The following is a 17,948-nucleotide window of genomic DNA, read 5'->3' on the forward strand; positions in this document are numbered from 1 at the left end:
GGTCGACTATCGCGCAACACGCACGTGTTGCCGGGATCCACGTGAAGAGCAGTCGACCAACGGTCGACTCTACCCAGCAGGCGGCACCGTTTGGCCGTAAAATAACCGGCCGCAACCCGGTGCCTGTGCCCTTCGCGCGCAACCGTAGTTGGCGTCCTGTACTTCCATGTCTACCGCAACCTCCACGCCGCGCTTCCGCAAGGAAGTGGGCGCGACCGGTCTGCTCGCCCTGCCATTGGTGCTGGGCCATGTATCCACCGGTCTGATCTCCTTCGTCGACAACGTCATTGCCGGCCACCACGCCACCGCCACCCTGGCCGCGGTGACCATCGGTACGGCCCTGCTGTGGCTGCCGATGCTGATCCCGATCGGCACCCTGATTTCGCTCACCGCCTCGGTGTCGCAGCTGCACGGCGCCGGCCGCGAGCGCGAGATCGGCCCGCTGTTCCGCCAGGCGCTGTGGCTGGCGCTGGGCCTGGGCCTGATCATGTTCACCTTCCTCACAGTGGTGCCGCCGCTGCTGCCGGCCTTCGGCATCGCCCCGGACATCGTGCCGGGGGCCACGGCCTTCCTGCACGCGGTGCGCTGGGGTGGCCCGGCGCTGACCCTGTACTTCTGCATGCGCTACCTCAGCGAGGGCATGCACTGGACGCTGCCGACCATGCTGCTCGGCTTCGGCGGCCTGCTGGTGCTGGCGCCGATGGGCTACGTGCTGGCCAACGGCAAGCTCGGCTTCCCGGAAATGGGCGCCGAAGGTCTGGGCATCGCCTCGGCGGTGATGATGTGGCTGCAGGCCATCGCCTTCGCCACCTACCTGTGGTTCACCAGGCGCTTCGCCCACCTGCAGCTGTTCTCGCACTTCGAGGGCCCGCGCCCGGCCGCCATCTGGGACCTGCTGCGCACCGGCCTGCCGATCGGCATCACCGTGCTGATGGAGGGCGGCCTGTTCATCGTCACCGCGCTGCTGATCGGCCGCCTCGGTGCCAACGAAGCGGCCGCGCACCAGATCGCGATCAACGTGGCGCAGCTGTGCTTCATGATCCCGATGGGCGTGGCCGAGGCCACCACCGTGCGCGTGGGCCATGCGGTCGGCCGCGGCGATGGCTTCGGCGTGCGCCGCGCGGCGTGGGCCGGCTACGCGATCATCATGGGCACGCAGACGCTGTCGGCGGCCGTGCTGCTGTTCGGCCACGACGCCATCGTCGGCGTCTACACCAACGACCTGGCCGTGGCCGGCCTCGCCTCGACCCTGCTGCTGTACGCGGCCACGTTCCAGTTCCCCGATGGCATCCAGGTGCTGTCGGCCGGCGCGCTGCGCGGGCTGAAGGACACGCGCGTGCCGATGTTCATCGCCATGTTCGCGTACTGGGGCCTGGGCATGCCGCTCGGTGCCGGGCTCGGCCTGGGCCTGGGCATGGGCCCGCAGGGCATGTGGATCGGCCTGATCGTCGGCCTGACCGCCGCCGCCATCCTGATGGGCTGGCGCCTGCGTCGCAGCAGCCTGCGCATCGGTCAATCGGCCCTGGAATGATCGTCGTGCCCGTCACGCCAGACCGTGGCGGGCGAACCCCTGACTTGTGTCCGATGCCGCCTCACACGGCACCGGCTATGCTGTTACCACGGCAAGAAGCCATCCGGAGCGCTCCATGAACCAACCCGTGCCCCCGCTGCCCCCGGCGCATCGCAATCCCATCGCCGGTTTCTTCATCGGGCTGTGGGACGTGATGAATTTCACCCGCAGGCTGATCCTCAACCTGGTGTTCTTCGGCCTGCTGCTGTTCGTGGTGGTGATGTTCATCGTCGCTGCGGGCATGAGTGCCGGCGCCAGCAAATCCCTGCAGGACCGCACCACGCTGGTCATCGCGCCGGAAGGCCGTTTGGTCGAGCAGTACAGCGCTGATCCGGTCAGCCGCGCGCTGGCCAAGGCGGTCGGCGACAACGGTGCCGAGGAAGTGCAGCTGCGCGACCTGCTGCGCGTGATCGAATCGGCCAAGGCCGACAAGAAGATCGAACGCGTGGTGCTGGAGCTGGACAAGCTGCAGCCGTCCGGCTTCGCCTCGCTGCGTGAAGTGGCCGGTGCGCTGCAGGACCTGCGCGCCTCGGGCAAGCAGATCGTGGCCTTCAGCCAGAGCATGGGCCAGTCGCAGTACCTGCTGGCCGCGCAGGCCGACGAGGTCTACCTGGACCCGATGGGGTCGGTGGTGCTCGAGGGCCTGGGCCGTTACCGCCAGTACTTCCGCACCGGCCTGCAGGACAAGCTGGGCGTGGACGTGCACCTGTTCAAGGTGGGCGAGTACAAGTCCGCCGCCGAACCGTACGTGCTGGATGCGGCCTCGCCGGCGTCCAAGGAAGCCGACCTGTTCTGGATGAACGACGTGTGGCAGCGCTACCTGGGTGACATCGCCAAGGCGCGCCGCCTGGATCCGGCACAGCTGGCCGCGGGCATCGACACCCTGCCCGAAGGCGTGGCCGCGGCCGGTGGCGACCTGGCCAAGTTCGCCCTGCAGCAGAAGCTGGTGACCGCGCTGAAGACCCGCGAGGAATTCGAGGATCTGATGATCGAGCGCGGCGTGGCCGACGAGGACGCCGACGGCGGCTTCCGCAACATCGATTTCGCCTCGTACATGGGTCAGCTCGACGCGCGCCGCAACCCGGTGGACAACCGTCCGCAGGTGGCCGTGGTGGTGGCCTCCGGCGAGATCAGCGGCGGCGACCTGCCTGCCGGCCGTATCGGTGGCGAGTCGACCTCGGCCCTGCTGCGCGCCGCGCGCGACGACGACCAGGTCAAGGCCGTGGTGCTGCGCGTGGATTCGCCGGGCGGTGAAGTGTTCGCCTCCGAGCAGATCCGCCGCGAAGTGGTGGCCCTGCAGGCCGCCGGCAAGCCGGTGGTGGTGTCGATGGGCGACCTGGCCGCCTCCGGTGGTTACTGGATCAGCATGAACGCCGATCGCATCTACGCCGATCCGTCGACCATCACTGGTTCGATCGGCATCTTCGGCATGATCCCCAACTTCAGCCGCGCCCTGGACAAGTTCGGCGTGCACACCGATGGCGTGGGCACGACCCGCTTCGCCGGTGCCTTCGACGTCACCCGCCCGATGGATCCGGCCGTGGGCCAGGTCATCCAGTCGGTGATCAACAAGGGCTATGCCGACTTCACCGGTCGCGTCGCCGAAGCCCGCAAGAAGCCGGTCGAAGCCATCGATGAAGTGGCCCGTGGCCGCGTCTGGAGCGGTGCGCAGGCCAAGGAACGCGGCCTGGTCGACGCCTTCGGCGGCATGAAGGACGCCGTGGCCGACGCCGCCAGCCGTGCCAAGCTGGGCAATGACGAGAAGTACCGCGTGCGCTACATCGAGAAGCCCGCCACCCCGTTCGCGCAGTTCATCAGTGGTTTCGCCGGCAGCCATGCCGGTGCCTGGATGCTGGCCGATTCGGGCATGGCGCGGATGATGCTGGCGCGCACGATGCCGGAAGTGGATACCCAGCTGCGCTTCGTCGAGAACGCCGCGCGCGAGAAGGGCAACGGTGCACCGGTGAAGGCACTGGCGTACTGCTTCTGCGGGTTCTGACCGGCATTTGCCGCCAATGAAAACGCCCGGCTTCGGCCGTAATGCTGTTCACTTAACGAAAACGCCGCGATCCCGGCTGGGATCGCGGCGTTTTTTCTGCTCGCTGTAGCGGATTCTGATCCGGATTCTGCTTCAAACTCCCTCAGAAAGAGCAGAGCACGTAGGAAATCACACCATCAGAAGACGGGGGCTCGAGAGCGAACAGCCCCGGCCGCTTAAGTGAACAGCATTACGGCTTCGGCCGGGCGTTTTTTATTTGGTAGCGCCGGGCCATGCCCGGCGGATTCTGGAGGCCGCGCTTCGCGCTCGCCGGGCAGGGCCCGGCGCTACCTCTCATCCGCTACTGCGTTGCTTCAGCCTCGGCCTTGCGCTCGCGCTCGGCACCGGCGTCCACGGTCTTCTGCAGGTCCTTGGCGCGGTCCAGCGGCTGGTTGATGGCGTTTGCCAGCGCCTGCGGCTCCGGCGGCTTCCCGGGGTTGGGCGGGGCCGGCTTCTGGCAACCGGCCATCAGTGCGGCCGACAGGCAGACGGGAATCAGCAGGCGCATGGTGGTGCTCCGGGGCGGGTGATACGGCAGTGTCGCACTGTCGGCAACGCCGTGCTGTGACGCGTATCCTTGCGGCATCGAAATACAGCGGGCGCGGCCCCGGAGAACTCATGACCCAGCAACGGTGGCGCCTGGACGGGCAGACGGCCCTGATCACCGGTGCCAGCGCCGGCATCGGCCTGGCGATCGCTCACGAACTGGCCGGTTTCGGCGCCGACCTGATGATCGTCGGCCGCGATATCGACATGCTGGAAACCGCGCGCGACGAACTGCTGGACGTGCATCCGCAGATGCAGGTGCATGCGCTGGCCGCCGATGTCTCCGATGACGAAGACCGCCGGCAGATCCTGGACTGGGTGGAGGACCACAGCGATGGCCTGCACATTCTGGTCAACAACGCCGGCGGCAACGTCACCAAGGCGGCGACCGAGTACTCCGAGGACGAGTGGCGCCAGATCTTCGAGACCAACCTGTTCTCGGCCTTCGAGCTGTCGCGCTACGCGCATCCGCTGCTGGCCCGGCACGCCTCCTCGTCCATCGTCAACGTCGGCAGCGTTTCGGGCCTGACCCATGTGCGCAGCGGCGTGGTGTACGGTATGACCAAGGCCGCGATGCACCAGATGACCCGCAACCTGGCAGTGGAGTGGGCCGAGGATGGCATCCGGGTGAACGCGGTGGCGCCGTGGTACATCCGCACCCGGCGCACGTCCGGCCCGTTGTCCGATGTCGACTACTACGAAGAAGTGATCGCACGCACGCCGATGCGCCGCATCGGCGAGCCGGAAGAAGTGGCCGCAGCGGTGGGCTTCCTGTGCCTGCCGGCGTCGAGCTACGTCACCGGCGAATGCATCGCGGTCGACGGCGGCTTCCTGCGCTACGGGTTCTGACCCCCTCGCCGGGCATGGCCCGGCGCTACCGGTGATGGCGCGACATCGGGTGGGTAGCGCCGGGCCATGCCCGGCGGACAATCAATCCGGCACCCGGCAATCACTCGCGGCCAGCACCGCCTGCAGGCGCTCGCGTTCGGCGCGGGCGGCGTTGCGGTTCTCCTCCGAGGCAAAGCGCTCGCGGCCGCGTGCCGTGCGGAAGCGCTGTTGCCAGCTGCCACAGCGCTGCGCCTCGGCCACTTCGCTGCAACGGTCGCTGACCACCTCGCAGCTGGCCGCGTTGACCGGCGTGGCACCGCCCAGGCCGCTGACGCTCATCAGCTCGCAGCGGCCCGGCGCGGCTTCGTATTCGTGCAGGTACTGGCCGCCCTGTGAATCCTGGCACTGGAAGATCGGCGGCAGCGGCGGCTTGGGCGGCGCGTTCTCGTCGAACGCGGCATCACCGGGGCGGGGCAGCAGGGCGCTGTCGAGGATGGCATCGCCGCCCTCGCGCTCGACCATGTAGGCCTCGCTGATGATGCGCTCCTGGCCCGCGCGCGGCGGTGTGGGAGCGACGGGCGCTTCCATGGCGGGCGCTGCAGGCGCGGGGTCGGCAGCGACCGGCGCTGGCGTGGGAGCGGCCGCAGGGGCTGCAGCCGGCGTCGACGGCGCGGAACCGGGCAGCTTCACGATCTCCTGCTTCATGCCGGACGAACAGGGCATGCGCTGCACGGTGGGAACATCGCTGCTGCCGGTGCAGCGGTAGATCACCATCTCCTCGGCCGCGGCAGCGCCGGGCAGCAGGCACAGCGCCAGCCAGATCAGTTTCTTCATGCCAGCAGCCTACAGCAGCGGCCACCGTCTGGTAGATGCCAATCTTGGTTGGCACGCGCGGTGGCCGGTGCCCCGGTAGAGGCCAACCTTGGTTGGCGCTGGCAGACAGCGGTGCCCACCAAGGTGGGCGTCTACCAGGGCAGGAGCAGAGCGCCCACCAAGGTGGGCATCTTCCCAAGCGGAGCGCTCAGCCGCCGCTGCAGTCCTGCGACAGGCGTGCGTCGATGCCGCGCTGCTCGTTGCTGATCGCGGTGCGTTCGCTCTGCAGCGCGCTGTTGTAGCGGCGGTCCAGCTCCCAGCGGCGGTCGCGCAGGCGCGCGCAGACTTCGCGCGGCGGCAGCAGGCTGCAGGCGTCCCGCACCAGCACGTTGCCGCCGGGCACGTTGACCCCGTAGCCGAGCGGCGGCCGCTGCACCGGAATGCCGGCAGCCCCCGGCGGGGGCCCGATGCCGATGGCGCCGCCTCCCGGGCCCGGTCCCGGTGGACGCGGGCGCGGTCCGCGATGGGGGCCCGGTCCGTACCAGACCGTGGTCCATACCGGCACCCAGCGCGGATTGCCCTCGTTGTTGTCGCTGGTATAGCGGCTGCCGTCGTCGCGCACGCACTCGTACATCGGCTGCGGCGGCTGGATGTAGACGTGGCGGACCTCGCGCACGCCCATGTCCGGCGTCGCTGCGGGCGTCGGCGGCAGGGTATCGGTGCTGACCGCACGCAGCGGCGGGTCGCGCGGGCGCTGCAGGTCGCGCACTTCCTGGCGGCCGCTGCTGCAGGGCTTGTCCTGCAGCGCAACGGCGCCGTTGCTGCCGACGCAGCGGTAGACCCGCACGTCATCGGCAGCGAAGGCCACCACGGGCATCGACAGAGCCAGGCAGAGGGCGGGGCGCATCAGGTTCATGGCTGCAGCCTGCGCGAATTGCCGCGGCACTGCAATCGGCGCATCAGGAGCGCAGGATGCTGCCGCTGAGCGCGTCGCGGATGGGCGTCGGCTGGGCCAGGCCGCCGGTCTGGCCATCGAGGATGCCGTCGAGCAGCCGCAGCAGGCGCGGGTCCAGTTCTTCGCGGCCTCGCGCTGGCGGTTCACCGGCCAGGTTGGCGCTGGTGGACACCAGCGGACCGCCCCAGGCGCGGCACAACGCCGCCACCAGCGGGTGGGCGCTGATGCGCACGGCGATGCCGCTGTGTTCACCGGTCACCCACGGGCGCGCGCGGGGCCCGGCCGGCAGGATCCAGGTGTTGGCGCCGGGCCAGCTGGCCAGCACCGCGCGTTGGCGGGCATCGGGCAGCGCGTCCAGCCGTACCCAGCCTTCCAGCTGCGGCAGGTCGGCGGCGACCAGGATCATGCCCTTCTCGACCGGGCGCTGCTTCAGGCGCAGGACCCTATGCACCGCCGCCTCATGGGCAGGGTCGCAGCCCAGGCCCCAGACAGCTTCGGTCGGGTAGGCGATCACGCCCCCCGCGCGCAGCGTGGCCCCAGCAGTATCGAGGGTGAGTTCTTTCATGGGGAAGGCCGGCCCGACGTGGGGCTTCATTATCCCCCCGCGGCGTGCAGAACGGGTGGTGGGTACCGGCGGTGGGCACGGGCGGTACGGTAGGTGCGGACCGTTGGTCCGCACATCCCGGCAGATCATCCACGCATGGCGTGGATCTACTTCTTGACGGCCTTTTTCACTGCCTTTTTCACTGCCTTCTTCGCCGCCTTCTTGGCCGGCGCCTTCTTCGCAGCGGCCTTCTTCGGCGAGGCTTCCTTCTTCACCGCTGCCTTCTTGGCCGGGGCCTTCTTCGCGGCGGCCTTCTTGGCGCCAAAGCCCTTGCGCACCGGCTTGCCGGTTTCTTCCATCAGCTGCTGCACTTCAGCCAGCGTCAGCGATGCCGGCTCGCGATCCTTGGGGATCTTGCCGTTCATCTTGCCGTCGCTGATGTACGGGCCGAAGCGGCCGTTCAGCACCTGGATGTCGCTGCCCTCGAACTCCTTGATGATCCGGTTGCGCGCGATCTCTTCCTTCTCTTCGATCAGGAACACGGCGCGGGCCAGGTCGATGGTGTACGGGTCGTCTTCCTTCTTCAGCGAGGCGTAGGTGCTGCCGCGCTTGGCGAACGGGCCGAAACGACCGATGCCGACGCTGACGTCCTCATCCTTGTCCTGGCCCAGTGCGCGCGGCATCAGGAACAGTTCCAGCGCATCTTCCAGGGAGATGGTGTGCATCGACTGGCCGGGCCGCAGCGAGGCGAACTTCGGCTTCTCCTCGGCGTCCTCGGCGGTGCTGCCGATGGCCGCGTACGGCCCGAAACGGCCCAGGCGCACGCTGACCGGCTTGCCGGTCTTGGGGTCGGTACCCAGTTCGCGGGCACCGCTGGCCTCGGCGCGGTCGACCGATTCCTTCTTGTCTTCCACCAGCTCCTTGAACGGTTCCCAGAAGCGGGCCATCAGCGGGATCCACTCTTCCTCGCCGCGCGAGACGGCATCGAGCTCGTCTTCCAGTTTTGCAGTGAAGTCGTAATCCACGTACTGGGTGAAGTGGCTGGACAGGAACTTCGATACCGCACGACCGACGTCGGACGGGCGGAAGCTGCGGCCTTCCATTTCCACGTACTTGCGGAACAGCAGGGTCTGGATGATCGAGGCGTAGGTCGAGGGTCGGCCGATGCCGTACTCTTCCAGCGCCTTCACCAGCGCCGCTTCGGTGAAGCGCGGCGGCGGCTGGGTGAAATGCTGGTCGGCCTGGATGCGTTCCAGCGGGATGCGGTCGCCCGGCTTCATCGCCGGCAGCTTGCGGCCTTCGTCCTCGTCCTCGGCACTCTTGTTGTCCTTGCCTTCCTCGTATACGGCCAGGAAGCCGGGCACCACCACGGTGGTGCCGCTGGCACGGAACACGTGTTCGCTGCCAGCCGACAGGTCGACGCTGACGGTGTTGAGCGTGGCCGGGATCATCTGGCAGGCGACGGCGCGCTTCCAGATCAGCTCGTACAGGCGGCGCTCGTCGTCGGTCAGGAAGCGCGACACCTGGGCCGGGGTCCGCAGGGCCGAGGTCGGGCGCACGGCTTCGTGGGCTTCCTGGGCGTTCTTGGACTTGGTCTGGTAGGTGTTGGGCTGGTCCGGCAGCGAGGCGATGCCGTAATCGCGGGCGATCACGTCGCGGATCTCGGCCAGTGCGTCCTGCGACAGATTCACCGAGTCGGTACGCATGTACGAGATCAGGCCGACTGTGCCTTCGTCGCCGATGTTCACGCCTTCATACAGCTTCTGCGCCACCTGCATGGTCTTGCGGGTGGTGAAGCCGAGCTTGCGCGAGGCTTCCTGCTGCAGGGTGGAGGTGGTGAACGGCGGCGCCGGACGGCGCTTGCGCTCCTTGCTGGCCACGTCGGTGACGTGCAGCGAGCCCTGCGCGGCCTGCTGGATGCGCAGGCGGGCGGCCTCGGCGGTGTCGCCGTCGGTGACGGTGAACTGTTCGAACTTCTGCCCGTCCAGCTTGACCAGCTTGGCGTTGAAGTGCTGGCTGGGGTGCGCGCACTCGGCAGCGATGGACCAGTATTCGCGGGCGATGAAGGCTTCGATCTCTTCCTCGCGCTCGACGATCATGCGCAGCGCCGGGCTCTGCACGCGGCCGGCGGACAGGCCGCGCTGCACCTTGCGCCACAGCACCGGCGACAGGTTGAAACCGACCAGATAATCCAGCGCGCGGCGCGCCTGTTGGGCGTCCACCAGGTCGCTGGCGATGGCGCGCGGCTGGTTGATGGCTTCCTTGATGGCGCGCGGGGTGATCTCGGTGAAGACCACGCGCTGCATCGGCTTGTCCTTGACCAGCCCACGTTCCTTCAGGATCTCGGCGATATGCCAGCTGATCGCTTCACCCTCGCGATCCGGGTCGGTCGCCAGCAGGATGTCGTCGGCACCCTTGGCGGCCTTGGCGATGGCATCGACGTGCTTCTCGTTCTTGTCGATGACGTCGTAATGCATGGCGAACCCGTTGTCCGGGTCGACCGCGCCTTCCTTCGGGATCAGGTCGCGCACATGCCCATACGAGGCCAGGACGGTGTAGTCCTTGCCGAGGTATTTGTTGATCGTCTTGGCCTTGGCCGGCGATTCGACGATGAGCAGGTGCTTAGGCATGTGGGGAAAGGTCTGTGGGCGGACCGGGGTAAGGGGCCGCTAGGGTGGAGCAAACGGCCGCATTAGTGAAGCGGCCACGGGCAAATCCATAAACTGAACGCCCGGTAGTGTGCCGGGCGTTCAGGTTTCCTTATTAGAGGAATCACGCCCGGAAGGCCCCTGTCAAGGGGTGGGGCGTGATGACGGCCACCTGCCGGTGCCGCCGGCCAGGCTCAGCTGGCCATGTTGGCGATCACGCCCACTGCGACGACGGCGAGGATCAGGCCGCCTAGCACCAGCAGGCCGCCGATGACCAGCATCACCACGGTCACCGTGCCCAGCTCGCGCCGCTGCAGGTGCGGCTGGTCAGTGTAGGCCCAGCGGTCGACCACGACGGTGTCGCAGACCATGTCGTGCAGGGCCTGCTTGCGGTCGGTGAACGCGGCCATCAGGTAGCCGATGCACAGGATGATGCTGCTCAGGATCGTGGCGAAGTAGCGGCCGATGCTGCGGCCCAAGGTCAGGCGCTCACCGTTGCCGCGCACGACCTTGATGCCGATGGCCATCTTGCCGGGCGTGGCGCCGCCAGCAGACGCATGGAACCAGCCGTAGTAGGCCAGCGAGATGAACAGGCCCGCCAGGCCGCTGACCAGCTGCGCGACCAGCCCGGTGGCGGTATCGCCACCGCCTGCCGCGCCCATGCCGACGCCGATGCCGACACCGAGGATCATGCCGATGATCCAGCTGGGGATCAGCAGGATGAAATAGTCGATCAGGTAGGCGGCGAAGCGCTTCCAGAAGCCCGCATAGACCACCTCGCCGCCCTGCACGGCCTGGCTGTAGTGGCCGCTGGCCGCGCCCGGGGCGCTGTAGGGCGAGCTGCTGAGTGCGCCGGTGCCCGGCAGGGGGGCGGTGCCGTTGTCGATGGCGGCATAGTCGCCGCGCAGGTCGAAGCCGCCCGCGGCGCTGCTGTCGCTGGCCTCGGCCAGGGTCTGCAGGCCCAGTTCGTCCACGACCTGGCGAAGGGCGGTCCACTGACCCATGCCCTCGCGCCACACCAGTGTGTCCAGGGTCAGCTGCCCGCGCTGGAAGCGCTGGCGGATCTCGGTGACCGGAAACGGTCCCTGGCGTTGCTGTCCTTCGGCGAAATACCACTCAGTCATTGCGTTCCCCTGTTGGGTCATCCTTGGAAGTCAGGCTGCCTGCGCGGCCGGCGGCTCAGCCGCGGCACTGCACGGGCAGGTATTTGTTGTCGCTTTCGCCGGTGCATTCCCAGCGGCCGCTGTCGCGGTCGTATTCCTGCCACAGCAGGTCGCCGTCGATCGCCTTGCCGGGCACGGCCAGGGTGGCTTCGATGCCGCAATGGCCGTTGTTGAAGCGGCCGATGTGCACGGCAGACAGCCCCTGGCTGGCGAAGCTTCCCGCTTCCGGGAAGCCGGCGTCGTTGGCGCCCGGGCAGCGGCCCTGGTCGTCGGCGAAGCGCTGGACCTGTTCCTTCAGCGGCTGCAGGGCGGTAATCGCACCGGCGACCTTGGACTTGATCACGTAGTCGTTGTAGGCGGGCAGGGCGATCGCGGCCAGGATGGCCAGGATCGGCACCAGGACCAGCAGGGCGACGCCGCCGATGATGGCGGTCAGCGCGCAGCCGGACAGGCCCTTTCTGGGCGGCGGCAACGCCGTGCTGGCGCCGGCGTGGTAAGGCGCTTCCGGCGGCAGGATGGGCGGTTGCGGGGCCACCGGCGGTGGCGGCGCGCTTGCCGGTGCATCGACGGCCGGCACGATCAGCCCCAGTTCGTCGACCACGCTGCGCAGGGGCTGCCATTGCGGCAGCCCGTCGCGCCAGACCAGGGTATCCAGGGTGATTTCGTTGCTGCGGAAAAGCTCGATCAACTGCTCCGCCGGCAACGGGCCTTGCTGGCGGTTGCCTTGGGCGTGAAACCACTCACTCACGGGGACGCTCCTGAATGCGCTTGGTCCCCAAGTGTACGGTCAGTGCAGGGGTTCTGGCTCGTCCATGAACATCTGCGTTTCCATCCAGGCATACGCCGCCTCGGCGCCGGGCTGGTTGAACAGCACCATCAGCACGACCCACTTCAGGTCGTCCAGGTCCAGTTCGTCCTGGTCCAGGGCCATGGCGCGGTCCAGCACCAGCTCGCGCTGGTCGGCATCGAGGATGCCGTGCTGTTCCAGATAGAGCAGGAAACCGCGGCACTCCACATCCAGCTTGTCCAACTCGGGGCCGTGGAAAATGCGCACGGGGCCGTCGACCCGGGCCTGCGCCACGCTCGGCCGCTGGGCAGCCAAGGCATCGAGCCAGTCAAAGGCCTTGTTGATCTCGGTAGGGCTGAAACCGGCCTGGATCAGGCCATTCTGCAGCGAGTCGCGGTCACGGATCAGGTCAGCATCTTCGCTGAAATAGTGTTCAAACAGGTACAACAGTACGTCAAGAATGCTCTCTTTCATTGCCCCTCGGCCTGCGTCGCGCGACGCTGTGGAGGTGAAGAAACTAGGGAGTTCGACAGTAGCGGCCGTGTACGCACACCACGATTCCCGCCAGTTCCATGGCCAGCAGCATGGAGGACACCTCAGGCGCCGTCAATCCACAACGCGTGATCAATGAATCCATACCGCTTGGGTTGAGGTCCAGTGCCCGCCACAAGCTCTGGTAGTCAGGGTCGTTCGCCCACCGGTCCGGCAGGTCTGCCGGCGATGCCTGTTCAGTGGGGGTGGCAAGGCGGCTTTGCAAGCCGGGCAGTTGCTGGCGCAGGGCAGGGGCCAGCAGCTCCAGTACCTCTTCGGGGCGTTCGACCAGGGCCACGCCCTCGCGGATCAGCCGATGGCAGCCGGCCGCCCGCGGGTTCAGCACCGAACCGGGAACCGCGCCTACCTCGCGCCCGGCCTCGGCGGCGAGTCGGGCGGTGATCAGCGCCCCGGAGCGCTGGGCGGCCTCGATGACCACCGTGGCCAAGGCCAGGCCAGCCACCAGCCGGTTGCGCGCCGGGAACTGCCCCGCCCGCGCCGGGGTGCCCGGCGGGTACTCGCTCAGCACGACGCCTTCTGCGGCGATGCGGGCCTGCAGGCGGGCATTGCCGGGCGGATAGGCCTGGTCCGGGCCGGTACCGATGACCGCCACCGTGCGCCCGCCCGCATCCAGTGCGGCGGTATGGGCGGCGGCATCGATGCCGGCGGCCAGCCCGCTGGTCACCGCCAGGCCGGCCTCGACGAAGCAGGTGGCGAAGCGCGCCGCCAGTGCACGCCCGGTGGGGGTCGGCGAGCGGCTGCCGACCACCGCCACCGCCGGGTGCCAGGCGAGGCTGGCGTCGCCGGCCACGAACAGTGCCAGCGGCGGCTGCGGGATGTCCTGCAGCAACGGCGGAAAGGCCGGATCGGAGCAGCCCAGCAACTGCTGCCCGGGGTGCTGCAGCCAGCGCAGGGTGGTGGCCAGCGTTGCGGGATCGGGCTGCTGCAGGCCGGCGCATTGTTCGGCGGAACAACCGTGCGCGCGCCAGCCGGCCACGCCCAGGGCGAGCGCGGCGGGGGCATCGCCGCTGGCCAGCAGCAGGGCGCGGCGGGGCGCCAGCGGTCCGCCGGCCAGGACCAGGCGGGCGAGTGCATCGGGGGCAGAGGTGGAATCAGGCATCGCCCGACTATCGGCCACGGGCGACGAAGCCGCCCTAGGGCGCCTTCGCATACTGCTGTCAGGGTAGTCCGCCGAGGGCGGGTAGAGTCGACCGTGGGTCGACTACCGCGCGCAGCGCGGGGTTTTCGCGGGGGGTCGGAGAGCAGTCGACCCACGGTCGACTCTACCGGGGCCGCCAGCTGGGTAGAGTCGACCTTGGTCGACTACCGCGGACGGATCGAAGAGCAGTCGACCAATGGTCGACTCTACTTCGCGTCCGGGTGCTGGGCGCTGTAACCCACGTTCACCGGCTTCACGCCCTGCATCACCAGCGCGTAGCTGACGTTGTCGAAGGTGCGGAACACCATCGCGTGGGCGGCGTATTCGTCCGGCAGGCTGACCCGGCCCGCACCGGTGGACGGCGAATCGTCCATGCGCGAGGAGTTCGGGTACTTCATGCGGTGGGCGACATGGCTGCCCTGGCGCCACAGCGAGAACACCGTGCCGTTGTCCACGCCCTGGCTGCGGCCGGCGGAGATGGCGATGACGTCGCGCGGGCCGCCGGCATTGAACATGTCGGCAACGGCCAGCACGCGCACGTCCAGGCCTTCCAGGCTGGCGGCGGGCACATGCGGGAAGAACTGCAGGTCGTACGGCTGGGCCTCCACCGGCACCAGGCGGTCACCGGCACGTACTTCACGGCCGTCGCCGTTGGCGTCCAGCATCAGGGTGGAGGCTTCGGTCCTGCCGCCGACCACCTGGGTGATGGTGCCGAGGCCGACCTGGGCCAGCTCATAGCCCAGCACGCCGCGGCGGTGGTTGGGCGCGTTGTAGGCCTTCCACAGGTTGCCGCTGCCCGGGGTGACGTCGCCGTTGGCGGTCAGGTCCTCGGTCGGTTTGGGCTGGCCGTAGCGCACGGTCGGGCGGACCACGGCCCAGCGCTGGCCGACCTGGGCATCGGCCAGGCGGACATAGGCGGCCTGGCCGCTGGTGGCGCGCAGGCGGTTCCCTTCCAGGCCGACCACGTAGGGCAGCTGGTCGATGCTGTCGACCACGCTCAGCTGCTTCAGGAAGGGTTCGACCTCCGAGAGCGGCACGCCGGTGACCGGGGCTTCCGTGCGCGGGCCGGGCTGGGCCGTCACGCGGTCCAGATAGGCCAGGCTGAGCACGTCACCCGGGTAGATGAGATGCGGGTTGGCGATCTGCGGGTTGGCCTGCCAGATCTCCGGCCACAGCCAGGGCTTCTGCAGGAAACGGCCTGCAATGTCCCACAGCGTGTCCCCTTTGCGGACCACGTAGGTGTCCGGGTGCCCGCCATTCACTTCAACGGCGGTAGCATAGGCAGCCACGGTCAGCATCGCCGCAGCGACGACCGTACGAAAACGAAGCAACATAGGTGCGAAGCCCTGATTCCCCAACAGGTTCGCGCACTATAGTCCAGAAACCGGGGCGCAAGGCAAGCGTTGCAGATAGAATCTGCGACGTATGCCGGCGTATCCCCGGCCCCAACCCGGAAACAGCCATGGCCCTGCTCCCCATTCTTGAGTTCCCCGATCCGCGCCTGCGTACCAAGGCTGCGTTGATCGACGCCGCCGAGGTGACCACCCCGGCCTTCCAGACCCTGCTCGACGACATGTTCCAGACCATGTACGACGCTCCCGGCATCGGCCTGGCCGCCAGCCAGGTGGACGTGCACAAGCGCTTCATGGTCATCGACGTGAGCGAAGAGAAGAACGAGCCGCGGGTGTTCATCAACCCGGAGATCGTCGCCAGGGACGGGGGCCAGGTGTACCAGGAAGGCTGCCTGTCGGTGCCCGGCATCTTCGCTGACGTGACCCGCGCCGATTCCATCACGGTGAAGTTCCTGGACCGCCAGGGGCAGCCGCAGGAGCTCACCACCGACGGCCTGCTGGCGGTGTGCGTGCAGCATGAGATGGATCACCTGGACGGCAAGCTGTTCATCGACTACCTGTCGCCGCTGAAGCGCGAAATGGTCCGCAAGAAGCTGGCCAAGCAGCGCAAGCACGTGGCCTGACCGCCATCGCGGGCCGCCCTTCGCGGTGGCCCCTGCCTGCGCGTCCCGCGCGGGCTGCACGGCGCCGGCCGACGGCGCCGTTGTTCTTTCTGCACGTATCCATCCTGCAAGTGGGGTAGCCATGAGGATTGTCTTTGCCGGTACGCCGGAATTCGCGGTGTCGTCGCTGCGCGCGGCCGCGCGCCATCACGAGGTCGTGGCCGTCTACACCCAGCCGGACCGCCCGGCCGGCCGTGGCCGTGGCCTGGCACCGTCGCCGGTCAAGCTCGAAGCGGTTGCCCGTGGCATCCCGGTCTACCAGCCGGAAAGCCTGAAGGACCCGGCCGCCCAGCAGCAGCTGCGTGACCTACAGCCGGACCTGATGGTGGTAGTGGCCTACGGCCTGATCCTGCCCAGGGCCGTGCTGACCATTCCGACCCACGGCTGCTGGAACGTGCACGCCTCTCTGCTGCCGCGCTGGCGCGGCGCCGCGCCGATCCAGCGCGCGATCCAGGCCGGCGATGCCACCACCGGCGTGTGCCTGATGCAGATGGAAGCTGGCCTGGATTCCGGCCCGGTGCTGCTGCACCAGGAGCTGGCCATTGCCGGCACCGCCACCGGTGGCGACCTGCATGACGCGCTGGCCGCGCTGGGCGCGCAGGTGCTGTCCGACGGCCTGGGCCTGCTGCGCGCGGGCATCAAGCCGATCGCGCGGCCGCAGCCGGAACAGGGTGTGACCTACGCGCACAAGCTGGACAAGGCCGAAGCGAAGCTGGACTGGGCGCAGGACGCGCAGGCGCTGGCGCGCACCGTGCGCGCGTTCAACCCGTGGCCGATCGCCGAAGCGCAGCTGGCCGGCGAGCGCGTGCGCATCCATGGCGCGGTGGCGCTGGACCTGGCCCACGGCCAGGCCCCGGGCACGGTGCTGGCCGCCGGCCGTGAAGGCATCGACATTGCCTGCGGGCAGGGCGCCCTGCGCCTGCGCGTACTGCAGCGCGAGGGCGGCAAAGCGATCACCGCCGCCGACTACCTCAATGCGCGTCGCGACCTGCGCGTGGGAGCGTAATCCGGTGTCGAAGCAGAACGATTTTTCCATTGCCAAGGCCGCGCCGGGCGCCGCCACCCGCATGCTGGCGGCACGCGTGCTGGCCCAGGTATTCACCCGTGGCCGTTCGCTGAAGGCCGAACTGGCCTGGGCACTGCCCAAGCTGGCCGATACCCGCGACCGCGCGCTGCTGGAAGCCCTGTGCTTCGCCGTGCTGCGCCGTCGCAGCACCTATGACGCCGCGCTGCAGGCCTGGATGCAGAAGCCGCTGTCGGCGCGTGATGCCGACCTGCGGACGCTGTTGATGGTCGGTTTCGCCCAGCTGGACGTGCTGGAGCTGCCCGCGCATGCGGCGCTGTCGGCTACCGTCGATGCGGCGCGCGCGCTTGGCCGCGAGCGCCAGGCCGGCCTGGTCAACGCCATCCTGCGCCGTGCGCAGCGCGAGGGCTTCCCTGAACAACCCGCGCGCGACGCGTTTCCGGCCTGGCTGGCCGAGGCGGTCGAGCGCGACTGGCCACAGCAGGCCGAGGCGATCTTCAGCGCCAGCCTGCAGCCGGCACCGCTGTGGCTGCGCGCCAACCGCCAGCTCGGTGGCCGCGACAAGGCGCTGGCCGCGCTGGCAGAGGCCGGCATCGCCGCCGAGCCCAGCCCGCTCAGCGCCGATGCGCTGCGCCTGGTCGAGCCCAGCCCGGTGAACCAGCTGCCGGGCTTTGCCGACGGCGCGTTGTCGGTGCAGGACCTGTCGGCGCAGTGTGCGGCCGATGCCCTGGCGCCGCCGGCCGGTGCACGGGTGCTGGATGCCTGCGCCGCCCCCGGTGGCAAGTCGGCGCACCTGCTGGAACGCGACCCGAGCCTGCGCCTGCTGGCGCTGGATATCGATGCGCGGCGCCTGGCCCGGGCCAAGGACACCTATGCCCGTACCGGCGTGGGCGAACACGTGCAGACCCAGGTGGCCGATGCCAGCGATACCGCGGCCTGGTGGGATGGCACCCCGTTCGACGCCATCCTGCTGGATGCCCCGTGCTCGGCCACCGGCGTCATCCGCCGCCAGCCCGACGTGATGTTCCACCGCCGTGCCGAGGACATCGAGGCGCTGGTGGGGGTGCAGGCGCGCCTGCTGGAAGCCTGCTGGGCGATGCTCCGCCCCGGCGGCGTGCTGCTGTATGCCACCTGTTCCATCCTGCGCGCGGAGAACGTGGACCAGGTGCGCGCCTTCCTGAAGTGGCATCCGGACGCCCAGGCGGCGCCGCTGGGTGACGCTTTCGGCCTGGACTGCGAGGGCATCGCCCGCCAGCGCCTGCCCGGTGAAGACGATGCTGACGGTTTCTTCTACGCGCGTCTGCTAAAAACAGCCTGACCCCGTCGCT

16 protein-coding genes are annotated in these 17,948 nt (G+C 68.8%); 6 read left to right on the top strand and 10 right to left on the bottom strand.

The genetic code is table 11. From position 1 onward, the window contains the following. Positions 1-166: 166 nt before the first annotated feature. Both FJU31_RS00425 and sppA read left to right on the top strand, forming a co-directional pair. Positions 167-1,531 carry an MATE family efflux transporter gene (locus FJU31_RS00425; RefSeq protein ID WP_150453028.1) on the top strand — a complete coding sequence of 455 codons (1,365 nt, stop codon included), beginning with the start codon at positions 167-169 and terminating at the stop codon, positions 1,529-1,531. Between the two features lie 115 nt (positions 1,532-1,646). Next, on the top strand, positions 1,647-3,569 hold the full coding sequence (sppA, locus tag FJU31_RS00430; protein ID WP_150453029.1) for a signal peptide peptidase SppA: 1,923 nt from the start codon (positions 1,647-1,649) through the stop codon (positions 3,567-3,569). Positions 3,570-3,909: 340 nt separating this feature from the next. Here the strand turns inward: sppA and FJU31_RS00435 are convergent, their stop codons facing one another. Continuing rightward, positions 3,910-4,116 carry a hypothetical protein gene (locus tag FJU31_RS00435; RefSeq protein WP_150453030.1) on the bottom strand — a complete coding sequence of 69 codons (207 nt, stop codon included), beginning with the start codon at positions 4,114-4,116 and terminating at the stop codon, positions 3,910-3,912. 110 nt (positions 4,117-4,226) lie between these two features. Between FJU31_RS00435 and FJU31_RS00440 the strand changes: the two genes are divergently transcribed. Further along, on the top strand, positions 4,227-5,003 hold the full coding sequence (locus FJU31_RS00440) for an SDR family oxidoreductase (protein ID WP_150453031.1): 777 nt from the start codon (positions 4,227-4,229) through the stop codon (positions 5,001-5,003). A gap of 81 nt (positions 5,004-5,084) precedes the next feature. On the opposite strand, the gene FJU31_RS00445 is transcribed toward FJU31_RS00440, so the two are convergent. The 9 genes from FJU31_RS00445 to FJU31_RS00485 all read right to left on the bottom strand — a co-directional run bounded on the left by FJU31_RS00445 (position 5,085) and on the right by FJU31_RS00485 (position 14,916). Next, complete coding sequence (locus tag FJU31_RS00445; RefSeq protein ID WP_150453032.1) at positions 5,085-5,816, bottom strand: hypothetical protein; 732 nt, start codon at positions 5,814-5,816, stop codon at positions 5,085-5,087. Positions 5,817-6,003: 187 nt separating this feature from the next. After that, on the bottom strand, positions 6,004-6,711 hold the full coding sequence (locus tag FJU31_RS00450) for a DUF4124 domain-containing protein (RefSeq protein WP_150453033.1): 708 nt from the start codon (positions 6,709-6,711) through the stop codon (positions 6,004-6,006). A 43-nt stretch (positions 6,712-6,754) separates the two neighbouring features. Beyond that, positions 6,755-7,345, bottom strand: a complete 591-nt coding sequence (gene tsaC / locus FJU31_RS00455) for an L-threonylcarbamoyladenylate synthase type 1 TsaC (RefSeq protein ID WP_150453034.1) — start codon at positions 7,343-7,345, stop codon at positions 6,755-6,757. A 116-nt stretch (positions 7,346-7,461) separates the two neighbouring features. Continuing rightward, a complete protein-coding gene (locus FJU31_RS00460) occupies positions 7,462-9,924 on the bottom strand; it encodes a DNA topoisomerase I (protein WP_150453035.1) in 2,463 nt (820 codons plus the stop codon). A gap of 212 nt (positions 9,925-10,136) precedes the next feature. Beyond that, positions 10,137-11,066, bottom strand: a complete 930-nt coding sequence (locus FJU31_RS00465; protein ID WP_150453036.1) for an RDD family protein — start codon at positions 11,064-11,066, stop codon at positions 10,137-10,139. 55 nt (positions 11,067-11,121) lie between these two features. Then, on the bottom strand, positions 11,122-11,853 hold the full coding sequence (locus FJU31_RS00470; RefSeq protein WP_150453037.1) for a GYF domain-containing protein: 732 nt from the start codon (positions 11,851-11,853) through the stop codon (positions 11,122-11,124). Positions 11,854-11,892: 39 nt separating this feature from the next. Then, positions 11,893-12,366 carry a DUF494 family protein gene (locus FJU31_RS00475; RefSeq protein ID WP_108770130.1) on the bottom strand — a complete coding sequence of 158 codons (474 nt, stop codon included), beginning with the start codon at positions 12,364-12,366 and terminating at the stop codon, positions 11,893-11,895. Positions 12,367-12,409: 43 nt separating this feature from the next. Next, positions 12,410-13,543, bottom strand: coding sequence for a DNA-processing protein DprA (dprA, locus tag FJU31_RS00480; RefSeq protein WP_150453038.1), 1,134 nt, complete (start codon positions 13,541-13,543; stop codon positions 12,410-12,412). 245 nt (positions 13,544-13,788) lie between these two features. Next, positions 13,789-14,916, bottom strand: a complete 1,128-nt coding sequence (locus FJU31_RS00485; protein WP_150453039.1) for a LysM peptidoglycan-binding domain-containing protein — start codon at positions 14,914-14,916, stop codon at positions 13,789-13,791. Positions 14,917-15,044: 128 nt separating this feature from the next. Between FJU31_RS00485 and def the strand changes: the two genes are divergently transcribed. The 3 genes from def (at position 15,045) to rsmB (ending at position 17,938) form a co-directional block, all read left to right on the top strand. After that, positions 15,045-15,557 carry a peptide deformylase gene (gene def / locus FJU31_RS00490; RefSeq protein ID WP_150453040.1) on the top strand — a complete coding sequence of 171 codons (513 nt, stop codon included), beginning with the start codon at positions 15,045-15,047 and terminating at the stop codon, positions 15,555-15,557. Between the two features lie 121 nt (positions 15,558-15,678). Next, complete coding sequence (gene fmt / locus FJU31_RS00495) at positions 15,679-16,602, top strand: methionyl-tRNA formyltransferase (RefSeq protein WP_150453041.1); 924 nt, start codon at positions 15,679-15,681, stop codon at positions 16,600-16,602. A 4-nt stretch (positions 16,603-16,606) separates the two neighbouring features. After that, positions 16,607-17,938 carry a 16S rRNA (cytosine(967)-C(5))-methyltransferase RsmB gene (rsmB, locus tag FJU31_RS00500; RefSeq protein ID WP_150453042.1) on the top strand — a complete coding sequence of 444 codons (1,332 nt, stop codon included), beginning with the start codon at positions 16,607-16,609 and terminating at the stop codon, positions 17,936-17,938. The last annotated feature ends 10 nt before the right edge of the window (positions 17,939-17,948 follow it).

Origin of the sequence: Stenotrophomonas cyclobalanopsidis, from assembly GCF_008710035.1 — a bacterium.
Classification (GTDB): domain Bacteria; phylum Pseudomonadota; class Gammaproteobacteria; order Xanthomonadales; family Xanthomonadaceae; genus Stenotrophomonas; species Stenotrophomonas cyclobalanopsidis.